The sequence below is a fragment of the Gottfriedia sp. S16(2024) genome (assembly GCF_050473765.1).
Lineage (GTDB): Bacteria > Bacillota > Bacilli > Bacillales > Bacillaceae_G > Gottfriedia.
This window is the reverse complement of record NZ_JBFLUO010000001.1, coordinates 1,417,756-1,434,021: the sequence shown is the minus strand read 5'-3', so window position 1 is coordinate 1,434,021 and position 16,266 is coordinate 1,417,756. Positions and strand designations below refer to the sequence as shown.

Genomic DNA, 16,266 nt, shown 5'->3' with positions numbered 1-16,266 from the left:
TTTCCTCATCTTTTACAACTTTAACACAAAAAAAAGAATCGTAATACATAGACTTTTTCTAGTCAATATCATTACGATTCATTATTTAAATTAGCCATTTACCATATAAACCATACGGTCTTTTCCATTAATATCGAGAACAACTTCAACCTTCGAATTCGGGTAAGCTTCCCTTAAAATGTCTGCAACCTGTTCACCTTGATTGACTCCTACTTCAAATGCAACCAGTGATTTTTCTTTTAATACTTTAGGTAAGTCATTTGCAAAACGACGATAAAAATCTAGACCATCTTCGCCACCTACTAAAGCACGGTATGGTTCATGTTCCTTAACTACTTCATCTAACCCCAACCAGTCCTCATGCGGAATATACGGCGGATTTGATACTACAATATCAACTCTCTTGTTTTCTTCAATAAAGTAATTCAGTAAATCATTGTGTATAAAGTGGACATTTGCCTTTAACTCTTGTGCATTTCGTTTTGCAACTTGAATAGATTCTGCTGCAATATCAACTGTATGAACTGTTAGTTGATTACTTTCAAGCGCAAGCGAGATTGCAATCGCCCCACTACCTGTACCTACATCTACTAGTTCAAGTTGTTCTGTATTCTTCCAATGCTTTTGAATACGATGCAGAACACCTTCCACTAACTCCTCTGTTTCTGGTCTTGGAATTAGTACTTCTTCATTAACAAAGAACTTTCGGCCATAAAAGTATTCATATCCTATTAAATACTGGATTGGTTGGCCCTTTACGTGCTTATGAACCAATTCTTGAAACTGCATCCAATCATTCTCTTTTAAGTCTTCTCTCATATTCAGCAATAATTCTGTTCGATTATAGTCCAAAAGATGTTTTAATACAATTTCACCCACATTTTCATCGCGACCGTGTTCTTGTAAAAAAGAAGAAGCCCATTTTAGGGCTTCATATATCTTTGTTGTCATTATTGACTTTGTTCCATTCGTTTTGCTTGATCATCCATAATTAAAGCATTAATGATTTCGTCGATTTTACCTTCAACGATTTGATCAAGCTTTTGAATTGTTAATCCAATTCGGTGGTCAGTTACACGGTTTTGTGGGTAGTTATAAGTACGGATACGTTCAGAACGGTCACCTGTACCTACAGCTTGCTTACGGTTTTGATCATATTCTGCTTGTACTTCTCTTTGGAATTTATCATAAACCCTAGCGCGAAGAACCTTCATCGCTTTTTCTTTATTCTTAATTTGTGATTTTTCATCCTGACATGATACAACTGTATTTGTTGGAATATGAGTTAAACGCACCGCAGACATCGTTGTATTTACTGATTGACCACCAGGACCACTTGAAGCAAATGTATCTACACGAATATCTTTTTCATGAATTTCAATTTCTACTTCTTCAGCTTCTGGTAAAACTGCTACAGTTGCAGTTGAAGTATGAATTCGTCCACCTGATTCTGTTTCAGGAACACGTTGAACACGGTGTGCACCATTTTCAAATTTTAGTTTTGAGTATGCACCTTTACCATTTATCATAAAGATAACCTCTTTAAAGCCACCTAGCTCTGTATAGTTACCTTCAATGATTTCTGTTTTCCATCCGTTAACCTCAGCAAAACGGCTGTACATACGGTATAACGTAGCAGCAAATAATGCAGCCTCGTCTCCTCCAGCAGCACCACGAATCTCAACAATAACGTTTTTATCATCGTTAGGATCTTTTGGAATTAAAAGTATTTTTAGACGTTCTTCTAAATCCTTTGATTCGTTTTCTAAATCATTTAATTCTTCTTTAACCATTTCGCGCATATCAGCATCAAGCTTTTCTTCAAGCATAGCTTTTGCATCTTTAATTTGCTCTTTAGCTGATTTGTATTGACGGTATACATCAACTGTTTCTTGTATGTCTGATTGTTCTTTTGAGTATTCACGTAACTTTTTTGAATCGTTTATAATTTCCGGGTCACTAAGTAAATCGTTTAATCTATCATAGCGATCCTCTACAGCTTGTAATCGATCAAACATAATTTTCACCTCGACATTTTCGTCTTAAATAGTTTCTAAATATATATCGAAAAAAAGCGATTCTAAATCGCTTCTTTAATTCTAAGGTAAAAGCGCCTATAACACTTTATCCACAATTATTATTGTCCAGTTCCGAAAGCTAGCTCTTCGATAATATTCCATTCAGAGCTGGGCGAACTTTCTCCACATTTCTTAGTATATGGTCTTAATAGCTAATTTTCAACCTACTGTCTGATTAATCGTTCTGACTTTGAAGTGCTGGTTGAATTGTTTTCGTTGGTACTTCGTGACAGTGTCTACATCTTGGTTCATACGATTCAGATGCACCTACTAAAATAATAGGGTCTTCAAATAAAGCTGGTTTACCATTTATTAATCTTTGAGTTCTACTTGCAGGCGATCCGCATGAAGCACAAACTGCGTTTAATTTCGTTACATGTTCTGCAATTGATAATATCTCAGGTACTTTACCAAATGGTAATCCTCTAAAATCCTGGTCTAAACCTGCACAAATCACACGTTTTCCAGAGTTTGCAAGTTCTTGAACTACCATAACTATTTCATCGTCAAAGAATTGAATCTCGTCAATTGCAACTACTTCAACTTCTTCTGTAACATATTTAAGAATATGTGATGAGTGTGTTACTGCATAAGCAGGTACTTTCATACCTGTGTGAGACACCACTTCTACTTCACTGTATCGATTATCAATTGATGGCTTGAATGTAACACAGCTTTGCTTAGCAAACTGCGTACGACGAACACGGCGAATCAGTTCCTCTGATTTTCCAGAAAACATACTTCCGCAAATCATTTCAATCCAACCATTTTTTTTCATCATAAAGAACATTATGTGTCTCACCTTTCTATATCAGTACAAAGACTATTTTATTTATTTTTAACGATGGTTAATTCATCTGTATTTATAATTCGTGTAAGTATCTTGATTATTTATATTAAAATTCACTAAATTGAATTAAACTTATATGTTATTTGACTATAAATGCGTAAAAAAAGCAGGCAAAGTAGCAATAACTCGCCTGCTTTTCATCAATATTACTTAAGGCCGTATTTTTTGTTGAAACGTTCAACACGTCCTGCAGCGTTAGCAAATTTCTGACGTCCAGTGTAGAATGGGTGTGAATCAGAAGAAACCTCAACTTTGATTAGAGGGTAAGTTTCGCCATCTTCCCATTCGATTGTTTCGTTAGAATATTTTGTTGATCCGCTTAAGAATTTGAAACCAGTGTTAATATCCATAAACACTACTTTCTTGTAATTAGGATGAATATTCGCTTTCATGTCTTTCATCTCCTTCCGCCCTGAAATCCTTGAAATCAGAGTTATAAGAAACTATGTGTTTAACACATAATTTACATTTCACATACAAATGAAATTATAGCAACTAACCCGGGAGAATGCAACCCACTATTTCTCTTTCAGATTGCTTATATCTTCCAACTATTTATTAGAGACAGGCGTTTTTCTACTTTCTTCAGTCATCGTATTGAAGAAATCTTCATTTGTTTTCGTTTGACGAAGCATTCTGAAATAACGTTCAACAAAGTCTGGAATATCTGACATTGTTTTTCTCATTAACCATAGCTTGTCCAGATGATCTTTTGGTATTAATAAATCTTCTTTACGTGTTCCAGAACGACGAATGTCAATTGCTGGGAAGATACGACGTTCAGCTAATGAACGATCTAAGTGAAGCTCCATATTACCAGTACCTTTGAATTCTTCATAAATAACATCGTCCATACGTGAGCCAGTGTCGATTAGAGCTGTTGCTAAAATCGTTAAACTTCCACCTTCTTCGATATTACGTGCAGCACCGAAGAATCGTTTTGGTCTATGGAATGCAGCAGGATCAATACCACCTGATAACGTACGACCACTTGGTGGAATAACTAAATTATACGCACGAGCTAGCCTAGTAATACTATCCATTAAAATAATTACATCTTTCTTGTGCTCTACTAGTCTCATAGCGCGCTCTAATACTAATTCGGCAACCTTGATATGACTATCAGGAGTTTCATCGAAAGTCGAACTTACAACGTCTCCTTTTACAGAACGTTCAATGTCCGTTACCTCTTCTGGTCGCTCATCAATTAGCAATACAATTAGTTCAGCTTCTGGGTGATTTGTTGTGATGCTATTTGCAATTTCTTTTAATAACTCAGTCTTACCGGCTTTTGGAGGGGCAACAATTAAACCACGTTGACCAAATCCTACTGGGGCGATCATATCAATAATTCTTGTTGAAAACTTTGCAGGAGATGTTTCAAGCTTCATTTGTCTATTAGGATATAAAGCAGTTAATCCTGGGAAGTGAACTCGTTCTTTAGCATTCTCAGGATCATCTCCATTGACTGCTTCTACTTGAAGTAGACCAAAGTATCTTTCATTTTCCTTCGGTGGACGTACCTTTCCAGAAACCTTATCACCATTTCGCATATCAAAACGACGAATTTGAGATGCAGAAATATAAATATCTTCTGAACTAGGTGAATAATTAATTGGACGTAAGAATCCATATCCTTCTGAAGGGATAATTTCTAGTACACCTTCCATGAACATTAATCCGTCTTTTTCCGCTTGCGCTTTAAGGATTGCAAAAATAAGTTCTTTTTTCGATAATTTGCTGTAATACGAAATTTTCATTACCTTCGCGTGTTCATACAAATCTTTTAATTTCATGTTTTCTAATGCAGAGATTGTTAAACTCATATAACACCACTCTTTACTTTTATTCGTTCAAATTAGGGTTTTCTTAATTCGGAAGGTTATTTAGAAGGTTTTTTGAAGGAAACTTACATAAAGTATTACTCTTTAGTGTAACCTTTTCCCCTAAAAATATTCTAAGTAATTAGAATTAATAGGTTTACTATCTATTGAGATTATAATTCGAAAGAGTTTTTTATGCCAACTATTTTTCGACTAAACTATTTAATGACTCTCCCCTTCGGTAAATAAAGGAAAGAGTCATTATTCTACTAAATTAATATCTAGATTTCGATTTCGATAACAAAGAATTTTGATTCATTATTAACGAACATCATAACCAAGTTTTTAAATGATTAAATTATTTAATAACTAGGTTTGGTTTTTTGTTTAGGCTGTGACGTCCATCTACAAAACGAACAGTTCCTGATTTAGCACGCATAACTAACGATTGAGTAGATCCTACATTCCCTTTGTATTGTACACCTTTTAGCAATTCTCCATCAGTTACACCAGTAGCAGCAAAAATTGCGTCGTCACCTTTAACTAAATCGTCCATATATAAAATACGGTTTGGATCTTCTATACCCATGCGTTTGCAACGTTCAATCTCTTCTTCATTTTGAGGTAATAATTTACCTTGAAGTTCTCCACCTAAGCATTTTAAAGCAACTGCAGCGATAACTCCTTCTGGCGCTCCACCGCTTCCAAATAAAATATCAACACCTGTATGATCAAAAGCTGTGTTAATTGCTCCCGCTACGTCACCATCGTTGATTAGTTTAATTCGAGCTCCTGCTGAGCGAATTTCTTCAATTAACTTCGCATGACGTTCTCTATTTAATACTGTTGCAACAACTTCATTAATATTTTTTCCTTTTGCTTTTGCTACAGCTGTTAAGTTTTCAAGAACAGATGCATTGATATCAACTTTACCAACCGCTTCAGGTCCAACTGCAAGTTTCTCCATGTACATATCAGGAGCATGTAATAAATTACCATGGTCAGCAATTGCAATAACTGCTAAAGCATTCCAACCACCAGATGCAACGATATTAGTACCTTCAAGTGGATCAACTGCTACGTCCACTCTTGGACCATATCCATTACCAAGTTTCTCACCGATATATAGCATTGGAGCCTCGTCCATTTCGCCTTCTCCAATTACAACTGTTCCCTTCATAGGAATCGTATCAAATACATCACGCATTGCTGTTGTAGCAGCATCATCTGCTTCATCCTTTTTACCTAAACCCATCCATTTTGCAGATGCTAGTGCTGCTGCCTCAGTAACACGAACTAACTCCATTGATAAACTTCTTTCCATTCAAAACTCCCCCTTTGATGTAAATGAAAACTATCTTTAATATGTTAATGAGTATATAGACACCCAATTTTACGCATTTTTTAATTGTTCAACTTCTTGCTTGGTTAGTTGAACACGCCATACATTTGCTCCTAATCCTAAAAGCTTTTCAACTAAATCCTCATATCCTCTGTCAACATGTTCTAAACCTGTTAGTTCTGTTTTACCTTCCGCAATTAGGCCTGCTATAACCAACGCTGCGCCAGCACGTAAATCACTTGCTTTTACACGACCGCCTTGTAACTGCGAAGGACCGGAAATAATAGCCGTACTACCTTCGACTTTAATGGTTGCACTCATTCTTCTAAGCTCATCAATATGCTTAAATCTTGCACCATAAATTGTATCAGTTATAACGGCTGTCCCATTTGCCTTCGTTAACAACACAGAAAACGGCTGTTGTAAGTCAGTCGGGAAACCTGGATAAACTAAAGTTTTAATATCTACTGATCTTAGTTCTTTATTTGATCCAGAAACGATAATTTGATCGTCATTCGTATCAATATCTATGTTCATTTCTCTCATTTTCGCTATAAGTGATTCCAAATGGTGAGGAATAACATTATCAACAATAACCTTGTCCCCATCTTGCACAGTTGCAGCAGCTAATATTGTATATGTTCCTGCTTCAATGCGATCAGGGATAATTGTATGTGTGCAGCCAGATAGAGATTCTACTCCATCAATTCGAATTACATCAGTACCTGCACCTTTAATTTTAGCACCCATACTAGTTAATAAGGTAGCTACATCTACAATCTCAGGCTCTTTTGCAGCGTTTTCAATAACAGTTCTACCATTTGCTAAAACCGCTGCTAACATGATATTAATCGTTGCACCAACACTAACTACATCTAAGTATATACGTGCACCTTTTAGTTCTTCTGCCCTTAAATAGATTGCACCTTGCTCATTCGTTACTTTTGCACCTAATGCTTCAAAACCTTTTATATGTTGATCAATAGGTCTTGGTCCAAGATAACATCCCCCTGGTAAGCCTATAACCGCTTGCTTAAATCTACCTAACATTGCACCCATTAAATAATAAGACGCTCGCAATTTTTTTACCTTCCCACTTGGAAGTGGCATTGCAACCATATTTGTTGGATCAATCATTATTTTTTCATCAGATACTTCTACTTGACCACCTATTTCCTCTAAAAGGTCACAAAGTGTTTGAACATCTGAAATAGAAGGAACTCCTTCAAGTGTTACAGGTGAGCTTGCTAAAATAGTTGCTGGGATTAGAGCCACTGCACTATTTTTGGCACCGCTAACACGAATTGTCCCTTTTAAAGGTATACCGCCTTCTAATACAAGCTTTTCCATAGCATACTCCCTTCTAAATGAGCAGAAGAAAATAGTAGAGAAGTAAAGTATTTAATCTTCTCAACTGTCGAATAGTTTTTACCTATTTTCTCCAAAATTCTACTTCTCTAATCTTAGTTTATACGAGAGCTACAGTCTAATGTAAAGACTTTTGCTTTTGTTTGGTTAATTACAATATCATGAATTTTAATAAAAATTGAGATTGAGTAGAACCTTTAAATAAATTTTGATTAGTTAATTAAGTAGAATTAGATATTTGGTAATTTCTTAACTAGAACTAAACTAATTCTAATCATTATTATCTTATATCTTCAAGTCTAAATGAAAAAACATATAAATTTATTGCTAAAAAATGGATTTGTTAAACAAGAAAACCGTCTAAACATGATTTAGACGGCTTAATTTATTATAATATATCATATTTCAAGCTAAAAAACTTAAAATATTATGCTTTGTTGCTAGTACCGAACTCACGGATTTTGCCAGCTACTGTTGCGATAATTGCTTCGCGACCTGGTCCAAGAACTTTACGTGGGTCATATTGTTTTTCATCATTTGCAACAAATTCACGAACAGCTTTATTGAAAGCAATTTGGTTCTCAGTGTTTACGTTAATTTTTGCAGTTCCACGAGCGATTGCTTTTTGAATTTGTTCAGTTGGGATTCCAGTTCCACCGTGTAAAACTAATGGTACATTAGTTTCGTTACCGATTTGTTCCATTTCGTCGAAACCTAATTTTGGTTCACCTTTGTATGGTCCATGAACAGATCCTAAAGCTGGAGCTAAGCAATCAATGCCAGTACGCTCAACTAGGTCTTTACACTCTGCTGGGTTAGCATAAATAATATCTCCAACAACGTGATCTTCTTGTCCACCAACAGTTCCTAATTCAGCTTCAACAGATACACCATGAGAATGAGCGTAGTCTACTACTTTTTTAGTTGTTTCAACGTTTTGTTCAAATGGATCATGAGAAGCATCAATCATAACTGAAGTAAATCCAGCGTCAATTGCAGCTTTACATGCTTCAAAGCTTGAACCGTGGTCAAGATGAATTGCTACAGGTACAGTAATTTTTAAATCAATTAATAAACCTTCTACCATTTTTACAACAGTGTTAAATCCACCCATGTATTTAGCTGCACCTTCAGAAACACCAAGAATTACAGGTGATTTTTCTTTTTCAGCTGCAGTAAGAATAGCAAAAGTCCACTCTAAGTTATTAATATTGTATTGACCAACAGCGTATTTACCTTCTTTTGCTTTATTAAGCATTTCAGTCATAGATACTAAAGGCATTTTAAGCCCTCCTTATATACTCTTTTATGAAAATTAATCTGCACCCATAATTTTACTAACAAGAATAGAATGCTACAAATCGTTCTTTATTATGTAAATTATTAGGTATTTATATCACAACATAAGAATACAAAAAATGAAATGAAAACACAACAAATATCATCAAATGTTCGTATTATCGTAACATTTTGGATAATTAAACGCAATTTCAACCGAATTTATTCGGTATTTCCGAAAACGCTTTCAATTTCAAGATAAAAATAAAAGCAGATGGTCCGCTACCCATCTGCTACTTTACTGCTGAGATTGTGGTTGTGAAGTATGCTCTCTAACAACCTTTTTAATTTCATCAATATCAAATGGTTTTGGAAAATATTGTAGTGCGCCTAATTTTTTAGCTTCTTCAATAATATCGAGTTCACCATAAGCCGTCATCAATATAACTTTAATATCTTTATTAATTTCTTTGATTCGTTTTAGAATCTCCACTCCGTCCATACCTGGTATTTTCATATCAAGAATAACTAAGTCGGGACAATCCTTCACTACAATATCAATAGCTTGAAAACCATTAGCTGCCTGAAATACCTCATAGCCTTCTTTTTTGAAAATTTCGTGTAAAAGCAAACGAATTCCGTACTGATCGTCTACTATAAGTAATTTACTTCCCAAAAATAGTACCACCTTTCTTAACCAGATAACGTTCTTAAAAAAACACAAAATCCCCTAAATTTTTACATTCTACTTAAAAACCTTTTTTCCTGCATTAGTTTGAAAATTTTACAAAAAACTACTTTTTTAAAATTTTTTTGTATCTATCTAAATTACAGTATAATGGTTAGAACATACTTTTATAAGAGGGAGTATCATTTAATGTTAAAAATTTTTTCGACACAATTGAATGGCGTTTTTCAAAAAATAGTAAAGCAAGAGGAAGTATTTGAAGATGCTTCACGCTTCTTAGCACAGGCAGTTATTGGAGAAGGATGCGTTTATGTTCATGGTACAAAAGAATTTGCTGGTATTGTTTCAGAAATAACTGATGGCGCAGAACAAAACGACTCAATTAAACCTTTAATGATTAACGGTGAATTCCAGTCATTATCACCAGTAGATCGAGTGCTTTTATTTACAAGACAGACGGATGATCAAGAAGCTATTCTTCTTGCGAATAAACTATCAGAATCAAATATTGGATTAGTGATCGTCTCTACTATAATCAATGGAGAAGACCATTTATCAGAACTAGCTGATGTATTTATTAACTATGAATTAACAAGAAAGCTTGTTCCAACTGATGAGGGAGATCGAATCTGTTTACCTACCCTACTCACAGGATTATTCATTTATCATTGCCTACTACTTACAATGAGTGAAATCCTATCAGATTTTGACTGAAAAATAATTCTAAAATAACAAAAACACCCAACATGATTATAATAAAATCTGTTGGGTGTTTTTTTATTGCCTTAACCTCGATTTTGTAGTGATGCTCCTACAAAATCTCTGAATAATGGTTGTGGTCTATTTGGACGAGAAATAAACTCTGGGTGGAATTGAGAAGCTACAAACCAAGGGTGATTTGGCAACTCAATAATTTCTACTAAACGACCATCAGGGCTAGTACCTGAGAAGATAAATCCTTCTTGTTCCATTTGTTGACGGTATTCATTATTGAACTCATAACGATGACGGTGACGTTCGTAAACAACTTCTTCTCCGTAAGCTTCGTGTGCTTTTGAACCTTCAACTAATTTACATGGATATAAACCTAAACGTAATGTACCACCTAGATCTTCTACATCTTTTTGTTCTGGTAATAAATCGATAATTGGATAGTTAGTAGTAGGATCGATTTCAGCCGAGTGAGCACCTTTCAATCCTAAAACATTTCTAGCAAATTCAATTGAAGCAATTTGCATACCTAGACAAATTCCTAAGAATGGTACGTTATTTTCACGAGCAAATTGTGCAGTTAAGATTTTGCCTTCTATACCACGGTCTCCGAATCCACCTGGTACAAGAATTCCATCTACGTCACTTAAAAGTTCGTTTACATTAGCTGTTGTAACTTCTTCTGCATTAATCCATTTGATTTCAATTTCACTATCAAAAGCAAATCCTGCGTGCTTTAATGCTTCTGCTACTGAAATATAAGCATCTTGTAATTCTACATATTTACCAACTAGAGCGATTTTTGTTGATTTAGTTAGGTTTTTAACTTTATCTACTAAAGAAATCCACTCTGTCATATCTGCTTCATTTGTTTGAAGTTTTAAATGATTACATGCGATGCTATCTAATCCTTGAGCTTGTAAAGCTAATGGGATTTCGTAAAGAGTATCTGCGTCTACACATTCGATTACATCTTTCGCATCCACATCACAGAATTGAGCAATTTTATCTTTCATTTCTTGAGGTACAGATGTTTCTGAACGTAATACGATTACATTTGGTTGAATACCAATGCTACGAAGTTCTTTTACACTGTGCTGAGTTGGTTTTGTTTTTAACTCACCAGCTGCTTTAATATAAGGAACAAGCGTACAGTGAACATACATTACGTTGTCGCGGCCTACATCGCTTTTAATTTGACGAATAGCTTCCATAAATGGTAATGATTCGATATCACCAACAGTTCCACCGATTTCAGTGATAACAACATCCGCATTCGTTTCGCGACCCGCACGGAAAACTTTATCTTTAATCTCATTTGTAATATGTGGGATAACTTGTACAGTTCCTCCTAAGTAATCTCCACGACGTTCTTTTTGTAAAACTGTAGAATAAACTTTACCACTAGTTATATTGTTGAATTTAGTAACATTAATATCAACAAATCTTTCATAATGCCCTAAGTCTAAGTCTGTTTCTGCACCGTCATCTGTTACGAAAACTTCACCATGTTGATAAGGACTCATTGTTCCTGGGTCTAAGTTAATGTAAGGATCGAACTTTTGAATTGTTACATTTAATCCTCTGTTTTTTAGTAGTCGTCCTAAAGATGCTGCTACAATCCCTTTACCAAGAGAAGAAACTACGCCACCTGTTACAAAAATATACTTTGTCATAATTGAGCCCCTTTCATTTTTAGCATTCGTATTTTATTTTCCTTACAAGAAATTACAAAGCTAAACCTTTATAAAAAATTATTTAATAACATTTTGTATGCATGCTTTATTGTCATCCAAAATTGGGTTTTTTCATGCAAATTTTTAACATTTGAATCTAAATCAAACATTTCATTTATTGTTTTATTACATTAAGTATTTGTAAAAAAACAAAGACGCCCCCTATTTAAAATAGGGAGCGTCAAAATATATTTCGTTCTTTTTAAAGAGCCCAATAAGAATTCTACTCATTCAGTACTTAAAAGTCAAGAACTTATCGTTCTTCTTCCTCTTCAAATTCATCTAATTCTTCATCGTCTTCATCTTCTAGTTCTAAATCTTCATCATCAATTTCAATGTCTTCATCGTCTTCATCGATTTCTTCGTCATCAAACTCATCAGTTTCATCATCATCAACTAGATCTTCATCTATCTCGTCTAATTCAAGTTCTTCCTCTTCAAACTCATCTTCATCAGAATTGTCATAATCTTCGAACTCTTCATCTTCTTCAACCTGTTTACGTTTCTTCTTAGGTTTTGCAACAGGTAATACTTCTTCTTCAGCTTGATCATATGGATACCAAGCGCGTAATCCCCAACGATTTTCACCTAAACATACGAAACGTCCATCAATATTTAGTTCTGTATAAAATTGAGGAAGTTTTTCTAATAGTGCCTCTCTAGTTACACCTAAAACTGTTGCCATTTGGTCAACTAAATCATAAAAAGAAATAGGTTCCTTTGTTTCTGAAAAAAGTTCATATGCTAATTCAATAAGCGATAATTCTTTTAATTGCTCTTCCGAGTATTGCTTTAAACTCAAGGTAAGCACTCCTTTAAAAATAATATTTTCACCATAATTCAATAACATTATGTATAAATTTTACTAGTTAGTTATAAAATACATATCTTTCATTATAAACAAAACTAAGTTAAATATGCTAGCACCTTGTCTATATTTTTCAATATTAGATTAATTTTTCGCGAAAATAGTAAAATGAGCGTCTAAAAAGACGCCCATTCTATCTAGCTCCAGTCACATGCCCCTTTTGCTGTCTTAAAGCGGCCAAGTGGCTTTTCGCAATTCTTTTTTACATATTTCTACGGTATTGTCCGCCTACTTCATATAATGCTTGAGTGATTTGCCCTAAACTAGCAACGCGAACAGTATTCATTAGCTCTTCGAATAGATTGCCATTTTGACGAGCAACTTGTTTTAATTGTTCTAGAGCGACTTGTGCTTCTGATTTATGTTTCACTTGGAATTGCTCTACATGATCAATTTGCGATTGTTTTTCTTCGTAGCTTGATCTAGCTATTTCCATTGTATTGATTGATTCCATTTGTTCGTTAGGATTGATGTAAGAATTTACCCCTATGATAGGAAGGTCACCATTATGTTTAAGTGTTTCATAATAAAGTGATTCTTCTTGAATTTTACCGCGTTGATATTGAAGCTCCATCGCACCTAATACGCCACCACGGTCACTGATTCTCTCAAACTCTTTTAATACTGCTTCTTCTACTAAGTCTGTTAACTGCTCAATGATAAATGATCCTTGGATTGGATTTTCATTTTTCGATAGACCATTTTCCTTTTGAATAATAAGCTGAATCGCCATTGCACGACGTACAGATTCCTCAGTAGGAGTTGTAACAGCCTCATCATATGCATTTGTATGAAGTGAGTTACAGTTATCATATAAAGCCAGTAATGCTTGTAACGTTGTACGTATATCATTAAATGCCATCTCTTGAGCATGTAATGAGCGACCTGATGTTTGAACATGGTATTTAAGTTTTTGGCTACGTTCAGATGCACCATATTTTTCTTTCATAGTAACAGCCCAAATTCTTCTCGCTACACGTCCTATTACTGAGTACTCTGCATCAAGTCCATTACTAAAGAAGAACGATAAATTATGTGCAAAATCATCAATTTTCATGCCTCGACTTAAATAATATTCAACGTAAGTGAATCCATTTGATAAAGTGAATGCAAGTTGTGAAATTGGATTTGCTCCAGCTTCAGCAATATGGTATCCAGAAATAGAAACTGAATAATAATTACGAACACTATTATCAATGAAATACTGTTGAATATCGCCCATCATTTTTAAAGCGAATTCTGTTGAGAAAATACATGTATTTTGCCCTTGATCCTCTTTTAAAATATCAGCTTGAACAGTACCACGAACTTTTTGTAAAGTTACTCTCTTGATTTCAGTGAATTCTTCAACTGTTAAAATTCGGCCTAATTCTTTTTCTTTTAATTTAACTTGTTGATGGATAGCAGTGTTTAAGAACATAGCTAAAATAATTGGTGCTGGACCATTAATTGTCATAGAAACAGATGTTGAAGGACTACATAAATCAAAACCATTATAAAGCTCAATCATATTATCTAAAGTACATACATTTACACCACTCTCACCAATTTTCCCAAAAATATCAGGACGAATTGCTGGGTCTTCTCCGTATAGAGTTACTGAATCAAATGCTGTACTTAAACGTTTAGCTGGGTCATTCTCACATAGATAGTGGAATCGTTTATTTGTTCTGCTTGGAGGTCCCTCACCAGCAAATTGTCTCTTCGGATCTTCATCTTGGCGCTTGAATGGGAAAACTCCAGCTGTAAATGGGAAATATCCTGGCACGTTTTCTTTCGCTACCCATCTTAATAAATCTCCATAATCTCGATAAGTAGGTACAGATACTTTCGGTATTTTTGTGCCCGATAAAGTTGTAGTTGTTAACTCAACTTTAATTTCTTTATCTCTAATTTTTTGAATTAATTGATCTTGTGAATATGCTTCTTTAATTAATTTAAAATGATTTAGAGCTTGTTTTGTAGAAGGAGCAAGAGATTCTTCAAATTTATTTTTCAAATCTACTAATGTAGGTTTTGCATCTTCAATATTTTGTGACTCTATTTCAGACAGTGTTCCTTCAATTTGATAAAGCTTTGAAGCTTTTGCTGCCTCAAGTTCAGTGTTTTCGTGATAGTTTCTTATAGTTTCTGCAATTTCTCTTAAATAAAAACGACGATTACTTGGAATAATGACATGTTGTTTCTCAACATTACCCGGCTTAATATATGTCGTATTCCATTCATTAGCAGTGTGTTTTTCAATTGATTTTGTTAAAGCTAAAAATAAATTATTTGTACCTGCATCGTTGAACTGGCTAGCTATTGTTCCGTATACAGGCATTGTAGCTATATCATCATGGAAAAGATGGCGACTACGTTGATATTGTTTTTGAACAAGACGTAATGCATCTTCTGAGCCTTGACGTTCAAATTTATTAATTGCAATCAAATCTGCAAAGTCAATCATATCAATCTTTTCTAATTGAGAAGGTGCTCCAAATTCACTTGTCATAACATACAGATGAATATCACTGTACTGTGTAATTGCAGCATCACCTTGACCTATACCACTTGTCTCAACAAAAATAACATCAAAATCAGCTGTTTTTAAGATTGAAATAGTATCCTCTAATGCATTTGAGATTTCAGATTGACTATCTCGAGTAGCTAAACTTCTCATATATACATTTGGATGGTGAATTGAATTCATACGAATACGATCACCTAATAATGCCCCACCTGTTTTACGTTTTGTTGGATCAATTGAAACAATACCGATAGTTTTTTCTGGAAACTCTTGAATAAAACGGCGCACTAGCTCATCTGTTAATGAACTCTTACCAGCTCCACCAGTACCAGTCATACCAATTACTACACTTTTACTAGTTTCTGATTTGTCTAATGTTGCAGCCATCTCTAAGCTTGAATCTAGAGAACCTTTATTTTCAGCTAGAGTAATAAATCTAGCAATTTCTTTATGATTTGTAGCAGATAGTTTTTGAACGTTTTCTAAGTCCTTCAAAGGCGGAAGAAAATCTGTGCTTTGTAACATATGATTGATCATTCCTTGAAGTCCCATTATACGGCCATCTTCAGGTGAATAGATTTTAGTGATTCCGTATCCTTCTAGCTCCTCTTGCTCTTTAGGCAAAATTACGCCACCACCGCCACCAAATAACTTGATGTGGGATGCGCCTCTTTCTTGAAGCAAATCGTACATATATTTAAAGTACTCCATATGTCCACCTTGGTAGGAAGAAATTGAAATACCTTGTACATCCTCTTGAATTGCTGCGTTAATAATTTCTTCAACAGAGCGGTTATGGCCTAAGTGAACAACTTCAACACCATTTTCTTGCAATAATCTTCTAATCATATTGATTGACACGTCATGGCCATCAAATAAGCTTGATGCAGTTACGAAACGAATCTTGTGCTTAGCTTGATACTTTTCTACCATACTAATCATCCCCCGAAATTATAATTACCTTTTTTTGTAAAAGAAAACTTGGTAAAGGGCAATCAATATTCCTTGTACCAAG

The 16,266-nt window shown here is 34.6% G+C and carries 13 protein-coding genes; 1 reads left to right on the top strand and 12 read right to left on the bottom strand.

Annotated elements, in window-relative coordinates:
- Positions 1-90: 90 nt before the first annotated feature.
- From prmC to AB1282_RS06715, 9 genes are all read right to left on the bottom strand, one after another.
- Positions 91-951, bottom strand: coding sequence for a peptide chain release factor N(5)-glutamine methyltransferase (prmC, locus tag AB1282_RS06755; protein WP_390310800.1), 861 nt, complete (start codon positions 949-951; stop codon positions 91-93).
- Entirely contained in the window at positions 951-2,018 is a 1,068-nt protein-coding gene (prfA, locus tag AB1282_RS06750) for a peptide chain release factor 1 (RefSeq protein WP_056469249.1), read from the bottom strand. The genes prmC and prfA overlap by 1 nt, the downstream gene beginning before the upstream one ends.
- 235 nt (positions 2,019-2,253) lie before the next feature.
- On the bottom strand, positions 2,254-2,868 hold the full coding sequence (locus AB1282_RS06745; RefSeq protein WP_056469245.1) for a thymidine kinase: 615 nt from the start codon (positions 2,866-2,868) through the stop codon (positions 2,254-2,256).
- A gap of 206 nt (positions 2,869-3,074) precedes the next feature.
- Positions 3,075-3,320, bottom strand: coding sequence for a type B 50S ribosomal protein L31 (locus tag AB1282_RS06740; RefSeq protein ID WP_025671035.1), 246 nt, complete (start codon positions 3,318-3,320; stop codon positions 3,075-3,077).
- A 159-nt stretch (positions 3,321-3,479) separates the two neighbouring features.
- On the bottom strand, positions 3,480-4,754 hold the full coding sequence (gene rho / locus AB1282_RS06735; RefSeq protein WP_056469242.1) for a transcription termination factor Rho: 1,275 nt from the start codon (positions 4,752-4,754) through the stop codon (positions 3,480-3,482).
- 355 nt (positions 4,755-5,109) lie between these two features.
- A complete protein-coding gene (glpX, locus tag AB1282_RS06730; RefSeq protein ID WP_056469239.1) occupies positions 5,110-6,075 on the bottom strand; it encodes a class II fructose-bisphosphatase in 966 nt (321 codons plus the stop codon).
- A gap of 69 nt (positions 6,076-6,144) precedes the next feature.
- Positions 6,145-7,443, bottom strand: a complete 1,299-nt coding sequence (locus AB1282_RS06725; protein WP_056469236.1) for a UDP-N-acetylglucosamine 1-carboxyvinyltransferase — start codon at positions 7,441-7,443, stop codon at positions 6,145-6,147.
- Positions 7,444-7,888: 445 nt separating this feature from the next.
- Positions 7,889-8,743, bottom strand: coding sequence for a class II fructose-bisphosphate aldolase (locus tag AB1282_RS06720; protein ID WP_056469233.1), 855 nt, complete (start codon positions 8,741-8,743; stop codon positions 7,889-7,891).
- A gap of 294 nt (positions 8,744-9,037) precedes the next feature.
- A complete protein-coding gene (locus AB1282_RS06715; protein ID WP_025671030.1) occupies positions 9,038-9,415 on the bottom strand; it encodes a response regulator in 378 nt (125 codons plus the stop codon).
- A gap of 201 nt (positions 9,416-9,616) precedes the next feature.
- Between AB1282_RS06715 and AB1282_RS06710 the strand changes: the two genes are divergently transcribed.
- Positions 9,617-10,141 carry a DUF2529 family protein gene (locus AB1282_RS06710; protein WP_056469230.1) on the top strand — a complete coding sequence of 175 codons (525 nt, stop codon included), beginning with the start codon at positions 9,617-9,619 and terminating at the stop codon, positions 10,139-10,141.
- A 71-nt stretch (positions 10,142-10,212) separates the two neighbouring features.
- Here AB1282_RS06710 and AB1282_RS06705 read toward each other — a convergent pair whose 3' ends face one another.
- From AB1282_RS06705 to icmF, 3 genes are all read right to left on the bottom strand, one after another.
- Positions 10,213-11,814, bottom strand: coding sequence for a CTP synthase (locus tag AB1282_RS06705; RefSeq protein ID WP_056469227.1), 1,602 nt, complete (start codon positions 11,812-11,814; stop codon positions 10,213-10,215).
- Positions 11,815-12,127: 313 nt separating this feature from the next.
- Entirely contained in the window at positions 12,128-12,676 is a 549-nt protein-coding gene (gene rpoE, locus AB1282_RS06700) for a DNA-directed RNA polymerase subunit delta (RefSeq protein ID WP_056469225.1), read from the bottom strand.
- 268 nt (positions 12,677-12,944) lie between these two features.
- Positions 12,945-16,184 carry a fused isobutyryl-CoA mutase/GTPase IcmF gene (gene icmF / locus AB1282_RS06695; RefSeq protein ID WP_056469223.1) on the bottom strand — a complete coding sequence of 1,080 codons (3,240 nt, stop codon included), beginning with the start codon at positions 16,182-16,184 and terminating at the stop codon, positions 12,945-12,947.
- Between the last annotated feature and the right edge of the window lie 82 nt (positions 16,185-16,266).

Excerpts from the sequence above, each read along its gene's own strand:
- prmC (WP_390310800.1), bottom strand. The coding sequence starts at position 951 with ATGACAACAAAGATATATGAAGCCCTAAAATGGGCTTCTTCTTTTTTA.
- prfA (WP_056469249.1), bottom strand. The coding sequence starts at position 2,018 with ATGTTTGATCGATTACAAGCTGTAGAGGATCGCTATGATAGATTAAAC.
- AB1282_RS06745 (WP_056469245.1), bottom strand. The coding sequence starts at position 2,868 with ATGTTCTTTATGATGAAAAAAAATGGTTGGATTGAAATGATTTGCGGA.
- AB1282_RS06740 (WP_025671035.1), bottom strand. The coding sequence starts at position 3,320 with ATGAAAGCGAATATTCATCCTAATTACAAGAAAGTAGTGTTTATGGAT.
- rho (WP_056469242.1), bottom strand. The coding sequence starts at position 4,754 with ATGAGTTTAACAATCTCTGCATTAGAAAACATGAAATTAAAAGATTTG.
- glpX (WP_056469239.1), bottom strand. The coding sequence starts at position 6,075 with ATGGAAAGAAGTTTATCAATGGAGTTAGTTCGTGTTACTGAGGCAGCA.
- AB1282_RS06725 (WP_056469236.1), bottom strand. The coding sequence starts at position 7,443 with ATGGAAAAGCTTGTATTAGAAGGCGGTATACCTTTAAAAGGGACAATT.
- AB1282_RS06720 (WP_056469233.1), bottom strand. The coding sequence starts at position 8,743 with ATGCCTTTAGTATCTATGACTGAAATGCTTAATAAAGCAAAAGAAGGT.
- AB1282_RS06710 (WP_056469230.1), top strand. The coding sequence starts at position 9,617 with ATGTTAAAAATTTTTTCGACACAATTGAATGGCGTTTTTCAAAAAATA.
- AB1282_RS06705 (WP_056469227.1), bottom strand. The coding sequence starts at position 11,814 with ATGACAAAGTATATTTTTGTAACAGGTGGCGTAGTTTCTTCTCTTGGT.
- icmF (WP_056469223.1), bottom strand. The coding sequence starts at position 16,184 with ATGGTAGAAAAGTATCAAGCTAAGCACAAGATTCGTTTCGTAACTGCA.